10 protein-coding genes and 5 pseudogenes are annotated in these 17078 nt (G+C 58.9%); 11 read left to right on the top strand and 4 right to left on the bottom strand.

Annotation, left to right across the window (positions count from 1 at the left end):
• Positions 1-600 precede the first annotated feature (600 nt).
• On the top strand, positions 601-1059 hold the full coding sequence (locus tag FJ423_RS15465) for a MucR family transcriptional regulator (RefSeq protein WP_064993350.1): 459 nt from the start codon (positions 601-603) through the stop codon (positions 1057-1059).
• Positions 1060-1182: 123 nt separating this feature from the next.
• Here the strand turns inward: FJ423_RS15465 and FJ423_RS15460 are convergent, their stop codons facing one another.
• Positions 1183-3003, bottom strand: a complete 1821-nt coding sequence (locus tag FJ423_RS15460; protein WP_064993351.1) for a phospholipase D-like domain-containing protein — start codon at positions 3001-3003, stop codon at positions 1183-1185.
• Positions 3004-3129: 126 nt separating this feature from the next.
• On the opposite strand from FJ423_RS15460, the gene FJ423_RS15455 reads away from it, so the two are divergent.
• The 6 genes and pseudogenes from FJ423_RS15455 (at position 3130) to tdh (ending at position 9247) form a co-directional block, all read left to right on the top strand.
• Entirely contained in the window at positions 3130-3960 is an 831-nt protein-coding gene (locus FJ423_RS15455; RefSeq protein WP_198327536.1) for a hypothetical protein, read from the top strand.
• 84 nt (positions 3961-4044) lie between these two features.
• Positions 4045-4707 (top strand): annotated as a pseudogene (glyA, locus tag FJ423_RS15450) (serine hydroxymethyltransferase); the annotation flags it as partial.
• A 54-nt stretch (positions 4708-4761) separates the two neighbouring features.
• Positions 4762-5938: pseudogene (gene metK, locus FJ423_RS15445) on the top strand (methionine adenosyltransferase).
• 109 nt (positions 5939-6047) lie between these two features.
• Complete coding sequence (locus FJ423_RS15440) at positions 6048-7040, top strand: adenosine kinase (RefSeq protein ID WP_086081358.1); 993 nt, start codon at positions 6048-6050, stop codon at positions 7038-7040.
• Positions 7041-7114: 74 nt separating this feature from the next.
• A pseudogene (locus tag FJ423_RS15435) lies at positions 7115-7561 on the top strand (5-methyltetrahydropteroyltriglutamate--homocysteine S-methyltransferase); the annotation flags it as partial.
• 651 nt (positions 7562-8212) lie between these two features.
• Positions 8213-9247 carry an L-threonine 3-dehydrogenase gene (tdh, locus tag FJ423_RS15430; RefSeq protein WP_086081359.1) on the top strand — a complete coding sequence of 345 codons (1035 nt, stop codon included), beginning with the start codon at positions 8213-8215 and terminating at the stop codon, positions 9245-9247.
• A gap of 224 nt (positions 9248-9471) precedes the next feature.
• Here the strand turns inward: tdh and FJ423_RS15425 are convergent.
• Positions 9472-10473: pseudogene (locus FJ423_RS15425) on the bottom strand (cytochrome-c peroxidase).
• 551 nt (positions 10474-11024) lie between these two features.
• Here FJ423_RS15425 and FJ423_RS15420 point away from each other — a divergent pair.
• Together FJ423_RS15420 and hemN are read left to right on the top strand one after the other, a co-directional pair.
• A complete protein-coding gene (locus tag FJ423_RS15420; protein WP_064994187.1) occupies positions 11025-11492 on the top strand; it encodes a MucR family transcriptional regulator in 468 nt (155 codons plus the stop codon).
• A gap of 200 nt (positions 11493-11692) precedes the next feature.
• Positions 11693-13048, top strand: coding sequence for an oxygen-independent coproporphyrinogen III oxidase (hemN, locus tag FJ423_RS15415; protein WP_064994188.1), 1356 nt, complete (start codon positions 11693-11695; stop codon positions 13046-13048).
• An 831-nt stretch (positions 13049-13879) separates the two neighbouring features.
• On the opposite strand, the gene FJ423_RS15410 is transcribed toward hemN, so the two are convergent.
• Both FJ423_RS15410 and FJ423_RS15405 read right to left on the bottom strand, forming a co-directional pair.
• Positions 13880-14329 (bottom strand): prephenate dehydratase domain-containing protein, encoded by a 450-nt coding sequence (locus FJ423_RS15410; protein WP_140698304.1) that lies wholly within the window; start codon positions 14327-14329, stop codon positions 13880-13882.
• Positions 14330-14594: 265 nt separating this feature from the next.
• The gene (locus tag FJ423_RS15405) at positions 14595-14807 is read right to left on the bottom strand and encodes a cold-shock protein (RefSeq protein WP_008874821.1); all 213 of its coding nucleotides are present in this window, start codon (positions 14805-14807) and stop codon (positions 14595-14597) included.
• Positions 14808-15599: 792 nt separating this feature from the next.
• Here FJ423_RS15405 and FJ423_RS34160 point away from each other — a divergent pair.
• Positions 15600-15779: a hypothetical protein gene (locus tag FJ423_RS34160; RefSeq protein WP_224684594.1), complete on the top strand. Its 180-nt coding sequence runs from the start codon at positions 15600-15602 to the stop codon at positions 15777-15779.
• A gap of 5 nt (positions 15780-15784) precedes the next feature.
• Positions 15785-17077, top strand: a pseudogene (locus FJ423_RS15395) (cytochrome P450).
• Position 17078: the final 1 nt, after the last annotated feature.

Genomic DNA, 17078 nt, shown 5'->3' with positions numbered 1-17078 from the left:
GAAAGAGGCCAGACACGCTGCTTATGCCAAACTCATGGATGCCATCTTGGCGCCAAAGCGGTTGTCATCTCTGGGCAAGCAATCCCAAGCGCCTGCCAAAGCGCCGACGTCAGCGCGGGGTCATCAACGGAACCGCGCTTTCGTCGAGGGACAATGGCGTACAAGACGGAAGCACCGAAATGACCGCGATAGCGACCAAAGGCAGTGCGGTGCTGGAGAAAGTTCGTGACCCTGAGACGGTTTAACAGGGCGGCCGAAGGAGCATCAGCATAGCGCCGACGCAAGGCGGGATGCGGGACCGACAGCCCCCGGCGAGGGGCGCCAAATGAAACGCCGCCAATGCCGACTCGCCGACCCATCTTTGGTTCGACCGAGCAATTCTACATGTGCGCATCGCTCCCATTGGCTTCTGCAAATGACCGCGCTGCTTTCACCAACCATCACACAGCCTGCGCGCACAAGTACGGCAGAGGCCGACTAGGTCGGCCTTAGGGGATAGACCGCACCTTTAGGAGGTTCTGGCTGCCGCGATTGGCGCGCGCTCAAACTTGCACTACATATTCACCCTTGGGCAATTGCGTATCATCAGGAGAATATATTTTGAGCGAGGAAAAAGAAGCTGAGCAAGCCGATCTGGTCGGACTGACCGCGGATATCGTCTCGGCATACGTTGCCAAAAATGCCCTGCCAGTGACCGGTCTCCCAGATCTCATCAGTCTAGTTCATTCGACACTGTCGGGCATCGGTCATCCAACGGCAGCCCAAGAGCCGATCGCGCAGCCTGCGGTCAATCCAAAGAGATCGGTGACGCCTGACTTCATCATTTGCTTGGAGGATGGGAAAAAGTTCAAGTCGCTGAAGCGCCACCTCAGTGTTCATTACGGGCTGACGCCTGAGCAATACCGTGAAAAGTGGGGGCTGGCGCGAGAGTACCCGATGGTCGCGCCGAATTACGCGGCCCAACGCTCTGCATTGGCAAAGTCCAGCGGGCTTGGGCGGAAGCCGGGGGCCAAGGCGACGCAAAAGGCAACGACCAAGCGAACATCACCGCGCCGTTAGCGCTACGCGAACGGTCTTGATAGGCCGCAACGAAAATTTTGCGGCCCGCGGGACCAATCGCTTCAGAAGGTGCGCAGACGTGCAGGTGGCGCTCGCCTGGTGAACGCTTGGGCCCATTTCAGGTCAAATCACAGGCAGCTTCTTTTCGCCCTTGAATATGTCGTGATCGTCCGGTGCCGCCTGGCTCCAACTTGCGTCCGGATCGGCGAAGAACATTTGTCGCTTGTGACACTTGGCATTGTCGTCGGCATAGTAGGCGATGAGCCATTTGCCCGATGGATCAAGTATCCCAACCTTGGCTTCGCCACCCAACTTTTCGATCTTGTTGATGATGTCGCGAGAGTAGAAGTGGCGAAATATCCGGTCAAACTCTGTCAGGTAGATATCAGCGACCCGGGTGTCGCCGCGGATCAACAGCATGTTCTCGTCATTTGCGGTAAGGGAGCCTCCGGAAAAATTCGCCGATCCTGTGCAGATCAGCGGATCCTGAGATAGAGGATCGATCAGCAGGAATTTGGTGTGGATGAAAAAGACGAATCCATCGCCGCTCTGGCGTTCCAGTTCCTCATCGAGAAACCAACTTTCGATCTTGAAATGAGGTATCGGCACGATCTTGGTGACTTTTTTTCCCGTGGCGCTACGCCCAGTCCGCTCTTCAACTTCCATCTTCTCTTTGCCAAGGATGGCGCCGTACGAGAATTGCAGATCGGCTGGATTCTCCTGCTGTGCCTTTTCGATTGCCTCGGTCGGAGGCCGCTCGAGCAAAATGAACCGCATCGACGGCCCTTTCGCGGCCATGGGCGCCAGAATCTTGGGATCGACGGAAAAGGCACCCGTAAACATGGAGGACGTTTTTGCGTCCGCGATACGCGCGCCGTACCAATCGAGCATTCGCGTGCTGGTGCGCGGTGAAAACACAAGCGTGACGCCAGGACCGACAAGATTGGCTGGGTTGGGGGTCAGACCGACAGCTGCAACCGTTGCGTGGTCGTCATCGGGATCGCTGGTGAGACCGGTCCAGAATTTAAAATAGGTTTTTGCAACCCCGGCATCGGTCACCTTATGTCCGACGTTCGTCTGCCCCAGAAAGCCGGAGGGCGTGAAGTTGGTCGAGCCTGTCCAGACCGAGACAGGGTCGGTCCCGCCAGCAAGACGCACGATGAACTTGTTGTGGGGGATTTTGGTTTTCGTGCGCCGAAACAGTATCGTGCGGTTGCCAACCTTCTCCGCTAGCCCAGCCAGTTCTGCGTTCGCGTTGTTGACCTTTGTGTCGTGGAACACTATGCGTACGTCGACGCCACGGTCGATAGCAGCCTTCAACTCCTTCGCGAAGCGCAAATATGTGAACTCATAGGCCGCCACGCGCAGCCCATCGCCCGCGGGTGTCTCCCGAATATGGGCGATACACGCTTCAAGCAGGCCGCGCGACAACCACGCGACCTCCTTGTTTTCCGGATCGTTATACTCGTCGTCGCCGAGCGCCTTGTTGCCGAACTTTTCGGCGAAGGCCTGGCTGGCGATGGCACCACGATTGAACCAGATACCATGTCTGCCGTCGTCTTCTGCCTCGGTGGTAATGTCGATACTTGCGGTATGGCGGGCTTCAAGCGCACCCGGCTCGCCGAACATGGCCGAGACTTCAAATTCATATCTGGTCTGCGGATTGGCCTGATAGTCGCTCCACATAAAGCTTTGAATCGGATGCTCGTTCGTGAAGAACCGCGGTATCTTGCCATCCTCCGCAGCCTTGACGCCCTGCGGGAACAGCTTCTCGAATATCTTCAGTCCTGTCAGCCACGACCATTCACCACCATTGACGCGGCGTCGAAACGCGAAGCCTCTCAACCCCCGCGCATCCGCCTTGGACAGATCCAGCGCCAGCAACACGACGCGTGTCCCCGCAATGGCGTGCACTTTCAACTTGCCGTTATCGGATGCCCCCATTTTCCGCATTCTTCCCTCCTCATGGCAATGCTGAACGGGATTATCTCTCCCAAACCATGACATTGAATTTCAAGTTCTGAATGGAATCAATCATGCTTATGGCAAAAATTTGTGGCATGTGACCACATGTTAGTTAGCCAGATACTTGATGGCGCAGAATATGGCGACACTACAGCGGGCTCACACTTCAACGTCAGCAATAATTGCCGCCGCTCGGCATGGGTGGTGGCGGGCAAATTTTCATTGCGGTTGCGCCGAAACAGGTTTGTGCGTGCGATTGCCGGTTCTTTCCGGAAGGAACGACGATCGATGAAGGCACAGATTCAGGCCAACTATGAAGAGCGCCTCGGGCGCTATGCCGCGCTTGTCCATGGGAACAACCCACCGGGTCTGGTGATCAAGCTGGCAACGTATTCGTCCCTATTGAAACAATGCGAAGAGCACGGGGACAGGCTCTGGCGAATAGAACCACTACTTTACCAGATCATGCGCTCGATCGAAGTCGATCTCCATCTTGCCACTGCCAAGCTGCTTGAAAGTCCAAGGCGCAGCGACCGCAGCTTATTCAGGTTCCTCGAGTTTTGCCTCGACAACCAGATGCACATCGCCTGGAAATCGGGGACACCATCTCCAAGCCTGATCAAGGAACAGCTCAATGAGCTGGAAGCCCACAGGACGACGATTGCGATGATCATGGGCCGGCGGGACAAGTTCTTCGCGCATCTCGATAAGCGCTATTTCAGTGATCCGAATGCCATCTACGCCGACTACCCCTTGGACGAGTCCGCTGTAGTCGCTCTGGTGAATTGCGTGATCGGCATCATTTCATATCACCAACGAAACCTTGATGGTGCCATGGCCTTCCATGTCGGTGAGTTCTACCAGATCGCAGTCGAAAATATCGTGCGCAATCTCGAAGCTGGGCGAAAAGTGAATTTTCCGGGCCAGTTGGACTGAGAGCGATCGGCTCGACGCCAATGACGCCTGGGGCGGATTTCAAGAAGGCGCTCAAAATCATGACATTCGGAAAAGTACCGCACCTATCCGCGTATCTTTGACTACGAGGCAATGGCCAAAATTGCTTCGGAGGTGAACTCCTACCTGGTGGCCGACATCGCCCACATCAGCGGCCTCGTTGTCGCAGGAGTGCACCCCAATCCTGTAGGCCATTGCGATGTGGTCACCAGCACCTCTCACAAATCGATACGCGGTCCCCGCGGTGGCTTCATACTGTCAAGGAATGAAGACCGCTATCAGGCACTCTATCATTCCAAGAGCAAACACAATCTGGCCAAACGCATAGACCGTGCCGTGTTCCCTCTCCTGCAGGGCGGACCGCACATGAATACGATTGCAGCGCTAGCTGTCGCTCTGCACGAAGCAGGGAATCCGTCGTTCCGAGTGTACGGTCAGCAGATCGTCAACAACGCCAAGGCTCTGGCCCAGGCGCTTCTGGAGCGAGGTTATGAACTCGTCACGGGGGGCACTGACAATCACATGCTGATCCTTGATCTACGGGACCGGCCGCTGTCCGGGAAAGCCTATGCCGAGCGCTTGTCGCAAGCAGGTATCATCACGAATTTCAACATGGTGCCGGGCGACCGGCGGCATCCCGCGCTCACCAGCGGCATTCGGTTAGGCACGCCAGCAGTGACGGCCGACTTCTGCGCTGCGTTCGACGTACCTGGCATCTCCGACAGATAAGATGGCCGGATCAGCTGTCACATTTAATTCCAACGTTTGAAGCGAGGATATTCCATGACCAGACAATTCGTGTTCTCCTCCGAATCCGTCGGCGCGGGACATCCCGACAAGATGGCCGACAATATCTCAGATGGCGTCCTCGATGCGATTCTTCGCAAGGATCCTCAGGCTCGCGTTGCTTGTGAAGCGTTGGTGAAGTCAGGGATGGTCGTTCTGGCTGGCGAGATCACCAGCCACGCGCAGATCGACTACAGCCAAGTTGCCCGCGATATCATTTTGGACATTGGATATGACGACGATGCGATCGGCTTTGACGGGCCGTCGTTGCGCGGTGATCTTGGCCCTGACCGAGCAGTCGCCTGACATCAGCCAGGGGGTCGACGAGGGACGAGGGCAGGATCTCGAGCAGGGAGCGGGAGATCAGGGCCTCATGTTCGGGTACGCATGCAACGAGACCGAAACATTAATGCCTTTGCCAATCCAACTTGCTCACGATTTGACGAAAAAACAGGCAGAGGTGCGCCAAACTGGACGCCTTGGCTGGCTCCGCCCGGACGTTAAATCTCAGGTGTCCGTCCGCTATGAAGGTTTGCGACCGGTAGCGCTCGATACCATAGTCCTGTCGACGCAGCATGATGATGAGGTCTCACAGGCCACCGTCCGCGAAGGCGTCATTGAGGAGATCATAAGGCCGGTCTTGCCCCATGACCTGGATACGACGGGAATAAGGTTCCTGGTCAATCCAACCGGCCGGTTCGTGGTCGGCGGGCCGCGAGGCGATTGCGGGCTTACCGGCCGCAAGATCATCGTCGATTCCTACGGCGGCATGGGGCGTCACGGCGGCGGTGCCTTTTCGGGCAAGGACCCGTCCAAGGTTGATCGGTCGGCCGCCTATGCCGCGCGGTACGTCGCAAAAAACGTCGTTGCCAGCGGACTTGCGGAGGTGTGCGAGGTTCAGCTTGCTTACGCGATCGGTGTGGCCGCACCGGTCTCAGTCCTCATCAATACATTCGGAATCGCAAAGATTGATGAAAAACGGATCGAACGCGCCGTCCTTGAGCTTTTCGATCTCCGGCCGAAAGGCATCATCAAGGCGCTGGATCTCTTACGGCCGATTTACCGCAAGACCGCGACATACGGACACTTCGGCCGCGAAGAGCCGGAGTTCACCTGGGAAAAGACGGACAGAGCTGACGACCTGTCGCGTGAGGCAGGACCCGCAGCTGCTTGATGCGTCGGTATTGGATCCTTTCGGCAAAGGACGACCCATTCCACACTCGAAAGAAACACCCCGGGCCGGCGTGGCAAGAAGCCGGCTCGGGTTTTTGGCGGAGATTTTGATGCCGGATTATGACGTGCTTTGCATCGGCAATGCCATTGTCGACATCATTGCCCAGTGCGACGAGGAATTCCTGGAGACCAACGGCATCATCAAGGGCGCGATGAACCTCATCGACACCCACCGCGCCGAACTGCTCTACAGCCGCATGGGCCCGGCGATCGAAGCCTCCGGCGGCAGCGCCGGCAACACGGCGGCCGGCGTCGCCAGCTTTGGCGGCCGCGCCGCCTTCTTCGGCAAGGTCTCCAACGATGCGCTGGGCGAAATCTACGCGCACGACATCCATGCACAGGGCGTCGCCTTCGACACCACGCCGCTCAAGGGCGAGCCGCCGACGGCGCGGTCGATGATCTTCGTCACCCCTGACGGCGAGCGTTCGATGAACACCTATCTCGGCGCCTGCGTCGAGCTTGGGCCGGAGGATGTCGAGGCCGATAAGGCTTCTGGCGCCAAGGTCACCTATTTCGAAGGCTATCTGTGGGACCCGCCGCGCGCCAAGGAAGCGATCCGCCAGACGGCGAAGCTGGCGCACGCGGCAGGCCGCGAAGTGTCGATGACGCTGTCGGATTCGTTCTGCGTCGACCGCTACCGCGACGAATTCCTCGAGCTGATGCGTTCGGGCACGGTCGACATCGTCTTTGCCAACAGCCACGAGATCAAATCGCTCTACCAGACATCCTCGTTCGACGAGGCGCTGGCGCAGATCCGCAAGGATTGCCAGATCGCCGCCGTGACCCGCTCGGAAAAAGGCTCCGTGATCGTGCGCGGCGACGAGACGGTGGTGATCAAGGCGACCGCCATCAAGGAACTGGTCGACACGACGGGCGCCGGCGATCTCTATGCCGCCGGCTTCCTGCATGGCTACACGCAAGGCCGCGACCTGCAGACCTGCGGCGACCTTGGCTCACTGGCGGCCGGCTTGGTGATCCAGCAGATCGGCCCCAGGCCTCGGCAGAATCTGTGCCGCGAGGCTGAGCAGGCGGGGTTGTTGTAGGGGGCATATCGGCAAGGTGCTGCCGGGCATCTCCCCCTCAAGGGACCCTCAAGGGGGGAGATCGGCTGTACCTATGGAAACATTATCTCGGCTGGGCTGTCGAATGCTTCGGCCTCGCTTCTACCGGCGTGGAGGACGCGACCCAAATTCACAGCATATGTGCTACTCGGAGTTCAATGATCATCGATTCTATCGCTGAACTGGACGCGGACGTCATCTCGATCGAGACGTCGCGCTCCAAAATGGAACTGCTAGACGCCTTCACGAAGTCCTAATATCCGAACGAAATCGGTCCTGGCGTCTACGACATTCACTCACCACGTGTCCCAGAAGTCGGCGAGATTTTGCATCTCGCCCAACTTGCCCGCGAGCGACTGTCGGATAGCCAACTGTGGGTCAATCCGGACTGTGGTCTCAAAACAAGGAAATGGGAGGAGATCCGCCCTGCCCTCATCAACATGGTCGCTGCAGCAGGGGCGCTGCGGGAGAAGGCCCAGGCGCAGGCCGCTGGGTCCCTGTGACGGCAAATATGTGACCAGCGGGCTTCGCGGATAATTTGAGGCAGAAAGGACGCCATCGAGAAGCCGCGCGCAGGTCGGTAGACACGAGGGGGGCTCGGCATTGTCGTCCAGCCGAAGGCCCGCTGGACGACTGAGCGGCGGGGCTATCTGGGAAGCCGCTTCTGGTCAGAGGACGGATGATCTAGAGCACGAGGTGGGAGAAGGCGGCTTCGTCCATGAGCTTCTGGCTCTGACACAGCCAGCGGTCAGCAGACACTTCACCGAGGGGCACGTTTGCGGATGCCGCCTGTGCGTCCGCACTATTGAGATATCGCGGTGAGATCGACCATCGAGAGCATCGTGTAGAGTGATTGCGCCGCATGTGGCGGACATCGACAACATAGCCCGAGCCGCAAGCTACTCTCATTCCTCATCGTTTGAATTGAAACTTCGCTGCATCTGGCGCGGCGCTTGCTCGGTTTCCGCTGAGGTTCGCTGGAACTGGATCTTCACGCGCCGCTCGCGGTGGAGTGTTGCTTCGACACCATGGCAGCCTCGACATACCCATCGGTCCAGAAATCTCAGCTGTGCTCTCCGAACCCCACCTTTCCGTTGTGCGGCTACCAGAGGAGAGGCGAGAGTGGAATCAAACCAAGGTGTAAGGAGCATCTGATGTCGAACATGATGAAGGCGCTGGTGAAAGCCAAGGCCGAACCGGGCATCTGGATGGAAGAGGTGCCGGTGCCGGAGATCGGCCCCAACGACGTGCTGATCAAGATCAAAAAGACGGCGATCTGCGGCACAGACGTGCATATCTACAATTGGGACCAGTGGGCGCAAAAGACGGTGCCGGTGCCGATGGTTACCGGCCATGAATTCGTCGGCACCGTCGCCGATTTCGGCGCGGCGGTCACCGAATACAAGCTCGGCCAGCGCGTGTCGGGCGAAGGCCACACCGTCTGCGGTCATTGTCGCAACTGCCGTGCCGGGCGAGGGCATCTCTGCCGCAATACGCTCGGCGTCGGCGTCAACCGGCCGGGTGCCTTCGGCGAGTATCTGGCGATCCCGCAGCACAATGTCGTGCCGATCCCCGATGATGTGCCCTACGAGATCGCCGCGATCTTCGATCCGCTGGGCAATGCCGTTCACACCGCTTTGTCATTCGATCTGGTCGGCGAGGACGTGCTGGTCACCGGCGCCGGGCCGATCGGCATCATGGGCGCGCTCGTCGCCCAATGCGTCGGCGCGCGAAAAGTGGTCATCACCGACATCAATCCGGTGCGGCTGGCGCTTGCCAAAAAACTCGGCGTCCAGCATGTCGTGGATGCTTCGAAGGAAAAGCTGCGCGATGTCATGCCGGCACTCGGCATGACCGAGGGTTTTGATGTCGGCCTCGAAATGTCGGGCGCAGCCCCCGCCTTCCGCGACATGATCGACACCATGAACAATGGTGGCAAGATCGCCATTCTGGGCATCGCGCCGACCGGCTTCGAGATCGACTGGAACAAGGTCATCTTCAAGATGCTGCATCTCAAGGGCATCTACGGCCGCGAGATGTTCGAGACCTGGTACAAGATGATCGCGCTTGTGCAGGGCCCGCTGGATGTTTCCGGCCTGATCACCCACCGCATCGGAATCGACGATTTTCAGGCCGGCTTCGATGCGATGCGCAGCGGTAGTTCGGGCAAGGTGGTGATGGACTGGTGAGGCGATTGGCCGGCCTAATGCTGACGGACAGCGCCCTGGCCTGCCGAAGATCTCCAAGAGCGGGAGCATGGCTGGTGCAAAACCATGGCTCCTGCCATCAACGTGCGACGCTCAATCGCGCCGCGACCTATCACGGCCCAATCGGACGGCAGCGCCTGTGGCAATTCGCCAGATGGGTCAAGGAACGCTCACTGGCTCCGACGCGATCACCTGTTTCGCAATGCCTAGGATCGAGGTCGAGGTGTTGTGGGCGTTTCAGTTGGCAAGACGGGATTTGTGATCTCCGGTCGCTTTCCGGTCACCGAATGAAGGTAGGCACCGATCCGATCGATTTCGATTTGCGCTAGCTCTTGGCCAAGCTGGGTGGTGCCCATGATGGCGACCGCCTCGCTCAGGTCCCAGACCTTGTCCGAATGAAAGTATACCGCGGTGATTGCTACGTTGCGCAGCGATGGCACGCGGAAAACATAGGATCATCTGGTACATTGGTGACGGCAAATCGTCCCTTGTCGTTCTCCGGCAGGATGTCGGCGCCAGGCTACTCTACGAGGCCGAATGGATAATAGCCTTCCCCACCGGAATGGCAGGAGGAGCAGTCCTTTTCCATAAAAAGGGCCAAGCCCTGTTTCGCTTCGGGATCAATGGGGGTGTCATCGCCATTGAGGTAGGCGTCGAAGGGGGCCGGCGCGACCAGTGTCGCCTCGTAGGCTGCGAGTGCAATGGCCACGTTTTCGAGGGTGATGGGATCGGCTTGCTCCGGGAAAGCAGATTGGAACAACTCCACATATTGCGGCATCGATTTGAACGTCTCGACCACTCGATGCGGTGTGTTGGCCATTTCGACACCGGCCTGTATCGGCCCTTTGGCCTGAGCTTTCAGGTCTTCGGCGCGACCGTCCCAAAAATGTGATTTGTTGAAGACAGAGTTAAACACCGTCGGCGCGTCGCGCTGCCCCTTCTGCCAACCATGGCCAATCGAAGTTTCACGATTGTCGTCGCCCCGGTGGCCAGGTTGTGGCACGAAGTGCAGGAGAAAACGCCTGGGGACGAGAGGCGTGGATCGAAGTACAGCGCCTTGCCGAGGGCAACCTTCTCCGGTGTGCTTGGGTTGTTGGTGACTGCCAGTATGGATGGCAAGGGCTTGAAGATGGCCAGTGCCGTTTCCCTGAGGTCTGGCGGAAGGGACTGCTCAGCAAAGCTGTGGCCGCCACAAGCGCAACAGCCACCGCCAGGCAATAGAATTTTCATAGATAGAGTCCGACTATGTGCACGGAAACCATTCTCCACATGCGGCCTGCGAACGCCCTGCGCTAGATCCGTGGATCAAGGGAATGGTGCCTGTCGACCAAGATGATCGAGCGGCGAAAATAGTGACTGCGATTTATCCCCGACGGCCCCCGATACCAACAGTGGCGGGCGCGCAATCGCTATTTGTTCGCTGAGGGCTTGGTCGGTTCTGTTGCCTGTCGCCCCACGCTGGCGCAACGCCGACCTGTTTCGTACGCGCAAGGTCTTCCAGGTGCACGGCTCTTGGTGCTTACAATTTTTCTGCGTCGTCCTCTCGCAACTCAACCGACAAGATCGCGACTGAACGGCGGATACCGGGCGCTTATGGACGGCGATTTCCGAGGAGATCAGCGTCGCGACAGCTTGTAACTGGCGCTATAGACCTCGATGTTGGACGAGCACCGAACAATCCTGTCGCGAGATTTGTTGCGTTCGTCGGAAATCATCACTAGAAGGCCACGCTCCGCAGACCAATCCACTGGAGAGTTTCATGCCAGAAGAAGACTTCGAAAACGCCAACAACCTCATCGACCTTACCGCGGATGTTGTCTCAGCCTATGTTTCCAACAATCCCGTCCCGGTGGGGGAGTTGCCTGCCCTGATCGGCCAAGTGCACGAAGCTTTGAAACGCACGGCGGCCGGTCGCGTCTCCGCACAAGAGCCGACGGCGTTGACGCCGGCCGTCCCGATCAGAAAATCGGTGACGCCGGACTACATTATTTCCCTTGAGGACGGCAAGAAATTCAAATCGCTAAAGCGCCATCTGTCGACCCATTACGGGCTGACACCCGATGAATATCGCGCCAAATGGGGTCTGCCGGCGGACTATCCCATGGTCGCGCCGAACTATGCGGCTGCGCGCTCTGCCCTGGCCAAGACAATGGGACTTGGGCGCAAACCGAAAGAGCCTGAAGTCTCGGCGCCCGAGAAGCGGTCTAGAAAGAAGGTACCAGCGTGACTTCCTCAATCCAGACCCGTTGAGGGGCTGGCAGCTCGATCGGCATGATGCGAGCGAAACATAGAAAGGCGGGATCAAATCCCGCCTTTTCCTTGCAGGGCGTGATTACACGCGCGAAGCGGAATGGAATTGACATAGCGCAGGGACACAGGAGACCGCGGCGGTAAAAGGACCAACTTTTCAGCTTGGGACGGAAACTGTTGCAGACCTCTATCCTGAAAGAATATCGCGAGGCTCTCCTGCCTTGGTACACCATCTATCCGACTGTGCCGGAGTTCACCGCCACCGTCAGGCCCGAAAGCTATCAGGAATGGCTAAGAGGTCTGCCGGCTGACGATCCGGTGTCTCTCTATCTCCACATTCCGTTCTGCCGATCGATTTGCTGGTATTGCGGCTTCCCAACCACGATTGCCCGCAATCAGGGTCCGATCCTCGATTATCTGGCCGTTCTGCGTGACGAGATCCGTTTGGTCTGGCAGCAAGTGCAGCAGGGGCTCGTCGTGAACGACGTGCATTTCGGCGGTGGAACCCCGACCCTGATCGGAGCAGCGGAGTTCTTGGCCATGATCCAACTCCTGCGCCGCCGCTTCGCGTTCAGGGAGTCCGCGACAATCGCCGTCGAAATTGACCCGCGCACCTTCACGGCCGAGATTGCCGAAGCAATGGGAGCAGCCAATGTGAGCCGCGCGAGTCTCGGAGTGCAGAGCTTTGATCCGATTGTTCAAAAAGCGATAAACCGCGTCCAGAGCGAGGCGCAGACGGCCGCTGCCGTCGAAGAGCTGCGCCGGCATGGGGTAAGCGGCATCAACGTCGATCTCATTTTCGGTCTTCCGAATCAGACAGTAGAGTCCTGCGTCCAGACTGCGGCGGCAACTGTCGCCATGCGCCCCAACCGGCTTGCGGTGTTCGGCTACGCGCACATTCCATCGGTGATAAAGAATCAGCGCCTGATCGAGACGACTGCGCTGCCGGACAGCGTCGCCCGCGCCGAACAGGCTGCGGCCGTGGCCGAGACGCTGGTCGCCGCCGGCTACCAAGAGATCGGCCTCGACCATTTCGCCTTGCCGGACGACGAACTTACGCTGGCGCAGACCAGTGGTCGGCTACGGCGTAACTCGCTGGGTTACTCGGCCGACACCTGCAAAACCCTGATCGGTTTCGGCGCGTCGGCTATCGGGCGGGTCGGCGAGGGTTACGTCCAGAACGAGGTAACACGTGAGTCCTACAGCCGGCACATAGCAGCTGGCCGTTTGGCGACGTCAAAAGGCTACCGGCTCACAGACGACGACCGCGTGCGAGCCGTGATCATAGAGCGGCTGATGTGCGATTTGCGGGCCGATGTGCCGGCAATTTGTGCGGCCTTTGGATTCGATCCAACTCGCCTTCTCGATTCGGCTGCTGAACGCTTGGCGAAGCTGGCTGAGGATGGGATAGTGGACATTGAAAACGGTTTCATCCGGGTGCGGCAGGAGCATCGTTTCGTAGTTCGCGCTGTTGCTGCCGCATTCGATGCTTTTCTCGACCGGGTTGTTCCACAGCACAGCCAATCAGCGTGAGGTGCCAAAGCGATAAGCTCGTGCCGAACGGCAAGCTCCTAAAACCGCCGCAGGCCCCGGTCACGGCGCCCCCTGCGCGGATTGAAGTGTTTGACGGTCCCGAATGGACGAGCGTGTCGCCGATAACGCGACACAGTCATCGATGGTGACTTGTTTTGCGAGATGCCCGGCCGGTCGACGTCTTGTGCTTATGAATACTACTTTCGCAGGCAAGAAAACTGAGCGAAAACGACAAGATCGTCGGCGCGATGATCTCGTGGACGCGCGGCACGGTCGTGTCTTCTCATCAGTGATGAGGATCAACAGTTTTGGAGTTATGGGCAGAAACTACCCTAGCCTTAGCTAATAGCAACGTGGGAGGACCCGAGAATTCTAAAGCCATCAATATCCGCCAACGCAGCCAGCGCCGGGTGCGTCAAAACATGGCCAGCGACATCGATGACATATTTATGGGTGTCCAGCCGCTCGCATGTCGGACGCTCATAGACATTGAGAACGGCTAAATTATCCTTCGAGAACATGTTCAGGACACAACTGAGATTGCTCTGAAACGCGGAGGTGAAGTGTCGTCCGGTCAAATCCTGTCGGCGCAGGGGTCCTGCCCCCGAGCACCCACCACCGCTTAACGTTATGCAGCCCTTCTTCAATTCCTGTTCGCAATATCTGCAGATTGTACAGCTTGGCACCAAGCGCAGGACCAAATGCCGCTGTCGAGGGCGAGGCTTAGCGACTAAAGATGTCGCTCCCTTACGGCTCTCTCGCTCGACATTGGGCATGTTCTCGTCGAGCGACCCGGCCACCTCCTGCAAGGCTACGGCGTGGCCAAGCACCTTAGTGACTCATCGAGAAACTCGCATCCTTGCTGGCCATCAGGCTATAGCTCAAGACCTTCGGGTACTCGGCGATGACCCTGGGAGACCTCAAGCGCAGGACTTGGTCGAGGTAGAGAGTGGTTCCGACCAGAGAGGTCGTAGCTGGAACGCATGCAACGTCGACGCAGCCATTCTCATATGCTTCGAACAATCCGTCGTTGAACGGAACGAGTTCAACTTGGTCGCCAAAGAGGTCTAGCGAGGCTTGATGTGTCCAGGTCCCCTCAGGGCCAATGTACCCTACCCGCTTGATCGCGGAGGTGTCGACCGCTGGAGGCTGGCTGAATTGCTGGTTCATTTCCTCGGCACGCTCGATCGATAATGCGTCAGAGCCCTCATTCATGAAAATCACACGCACGGGTTCATGACCGAAAATATAGCATTGATCGGTGGAAGCGAGCGGACCCACAAGAAGCTCGCAGCTTGGTCTCGTTGTCCAGATTCGTTCTGATGCGCGCGGTCGCCGTCGGCATCTGCTACGTGAGAATCTACAGCAGAAAAAATAAGAGGGCTGGGACCCGCCCCTCCTCACTTGCAAACATCTTATTTCAGTAGAACTTGGCAGCTTCCCGCAAACCGCCGCCCGGTCAGCGGGAGATCCGTTTCTTGCCCGCTCCTATGGCGCGGTCAGTGGCACTTCTGCCCGGCTCTTGCCGGGCAGAGGCAGAAAAAGATCAGCCAGCTTTGCTGAGACTGCCTGCGGAGGACTTGCCGGTACGGCGGTCCTGTTCGACCTCGTAGTTGATCTTCTGGCCCTCATTAAGGGTCGAAAGGCCCGCTCGTTCGACAGCGGAAATGTGAACGAAAACGTCCTGACCTCCGTTGTCAGGCTGGATAAAACCGAATCCCTTGGTGCTGTTGAACCACTTCACCGTTCCAGTCGCCATAGTCGTATTCCTTTGTAACCATTCAATGTAGGCAGGCCATAGGCCAGGTCCGCTTCATATCTGAGATTTTAGGGGCAGCAAAAGCGAAAATAGCAAAAGCCCCGGTCAAATCGCAAATCGGCTCGCAAGCTCCATCATGACCGCCTCTCGCGGAAGCGTCTCCCCGCGCTGGCGTTCCGAATGGCAAAACAAGTCCTGCAACGCTCCGGTAAATTCCAGACCGCGTCTATCGCTGTTTGGAGTCGTGTTAGGGGACCAGCGATCGGCCGATGTGGGCAGGAGTACGCGGACGACCAGCAACTACAGGCGCGCGCTAACGCCACGATATTGGACATCTCCGAAGGGTAGCTCACCTAGCCACCTTTTTAAGCGGCGAGGGCTTCCCATTTCGGGCGGTGTAAGATGTCCGACAATGTCGGATACGTCACATAGCTGAGTCCGACAATCACATCGCCGAAACGGGGTTTTCTCATTTGGCACGGTTCGTGCGCAGTCATCGCAAACACGTCACGAGCCGAGGAGAGTCATCCAATGATCCCCAAAAAAATACCGTCTCACGTTTCCCAGATTAGCTCAAAGATGACGCTCGTGTCAGGCCTCGAAACATGTTGATGCCTCATCTGGCTCGGGGCTACCCACCGCTCCACTATCTCCCACTAAAGGGACGAGCACGCAGCACCCTCAACATAAGGGACAACTCACTTTGCCTCAAAACTTGCCCATCGGCCGGTCACCAAGAGACGCCGTCAGCAAACCTTCAGTCTGGCTCTTTTTGCGACCGCGCTGGCCTTCGTGAGCACCGCTCCGGTTCTGGCGGCTACCGATGACATCAAGGCGACGGCCAATCACGTCGCCGGCGAGTTTGACCGCGCGGTGGCCGAGATCGGTGGCTCGCACGACGCCTTCACCTCCTATGACTATACTGCCTACCACCCTGGCGCGCGCCGGTCAGATCAGCCAGCCAAGAGGTAACTAAGATGGACGTGCAAGAAACCAAGACAGCATGCCGGGACGCCTTCGCCGAACTGGCGTCGCCAGCGTGCATCCACGACCCGTATCCGTTTATGCGGTGGTAGCGCGAGCACGATCCGGTGCATCGCGCGGCCTCGGGCCTCTTTCTGTTGAGCCGCCACGCCGACATTTACTGGGCGCTCACGGCCACGGGCGATGCATTTCGGGGACCGGCGCCTGGCGAACTGGCGCGCTATTTCCCGCGTGCGGCGACCAGCCTGTCCCTCAATCTAATGGCGTCCACGATAGCGATGAAGGACCCACCGACGCATACGCGTCTGCGCCGGCTGATCTCTCGCGATTTCACCATGCGCCAGATCGACAACCTGCGGCCGAGCATCGCGCGCATCGTCGCAGCGCGCCTGGACGGCATGGCGCCCGCGCTGGAGCGCGGGGAGGCGGTGGATCTGCATCGGGAATTCGCGCTGGCCTTGCCCATGCTGGTCTTCGCCGAACTGTTCGGCCTGCCCCAGGACGACATGTTCGGGCTCGCCGCCGGCATCGGCGCCATTGTGGAAGGCCTGAGCCCGCACGCCAGCGATCCCCAGCTCGCCGCGGCGGACGCAGGCAGCGCCAGGGTGCAGGCCTACTTCGGCGACCTCATACAGCGCAAGCGCACCGATCCCCGCCATGACATCGTGTCGATGCTGGTCGGCGCACACGACGACGATGCCGACACGCTATCGGATGCAGAGTTGATCAGCATGCTGTGGGGCATGCTGCTGGGCGGCTTCACCACCACTGCTGCGGCCATCGACCACGCGGTCCTGGCGATGCTGGCTTATCCCGAACAGCGGCATTGGCTGCAGGGAGACGCCGTGGAGGTGAAGGCATTCGTCGAAGAAGTCCTGCGCCGCGACGCGCCCGTCCTGTTCAGCGCCACTCCGCGTATCGCCCAGCGCGACATCGAACTGGGCGGCGTGGTGATCCCGAAGAACGCGGACGTTCGCGTGCTGATCGCGGCCGGCAATCGCGACCCGGACGCCTTCGCCGATCCCGACCGCTTCGATGCCGTGCGGTTCTACGGCACCAATCCGGGCATGTCGACCGACGGGAAGATCATGCTCAGCTTCGGCCACGGCATCCACTTCTGCCCCGGTGCGCAACTGGCCCGGATGCAGTTGGCCGAGAGCCTGCCGCGGATCCAGGCGCGCTTCCCCACGCTGGCATTGGCCGAGCAGCCGACCCGGGAGCCCTCCGCGTTCCTTAGGACGTTCCTCGCGCTGCCGGTGCGGCTGAATGCGCAGGCAGGGGGCTGAG

It is taken from the genome of Mesorhizobium sp. B2-8-9, from assembly GCF_006439475.1.
In the GTDB taxonomy this organism is placed as follows: domain Bacteria; phylum Pseudomonadota; class Alphaproteobacteria; order Rhizobiales; family Rhizobiaceae; genus Mesorhizobium.
This window is presented reverse-complemented; position numbering and strand designations above follow the sequence as displayed.

Coding starts and splice junctions, on each gene's coding strand:
- FJ423_RS15460 (WP_064993351.1), bottom strand. CDS start 3,003: ATGGGGGCATCCGATAACGGCAAGTTGAAAGTGCACGCCATTGCGGGG.
- FJ423_RS15455 (WP_198327536.1), top strand. CDS start 3,130: ATGTTAGTTAGCCAGATACTTGATGGCGCAGAATATGGCGACACTACA.
- FJ423_RS15440 (WP_086081358.1), top strand. CDS start 6,048: ATGCCGGATTATGACGTGCTTTGCATCGGCAATGCCATTGTCGACATC.
- tdh (WP_086081359.1), top strand. CDS start 8,213: ATGTCGAACATGATGAAGGCGCTGGTGAAAGCCAAGGCCGAACCGGGC.
- FJ423_RS15420 (WP_064994187.1), top strand. CDS start 11,025: ATGCCAGAAGAAGACTTCGAAAACGCCAACAACCTCATCGACCTTACC.
- FJ423_RS15405 (WP_008874821.1), bottom strand. CDS start 14,807: ATGGCGACTGGAACGGTGAAGTGGTTCAACAGCACCAAGGGATTCGGT.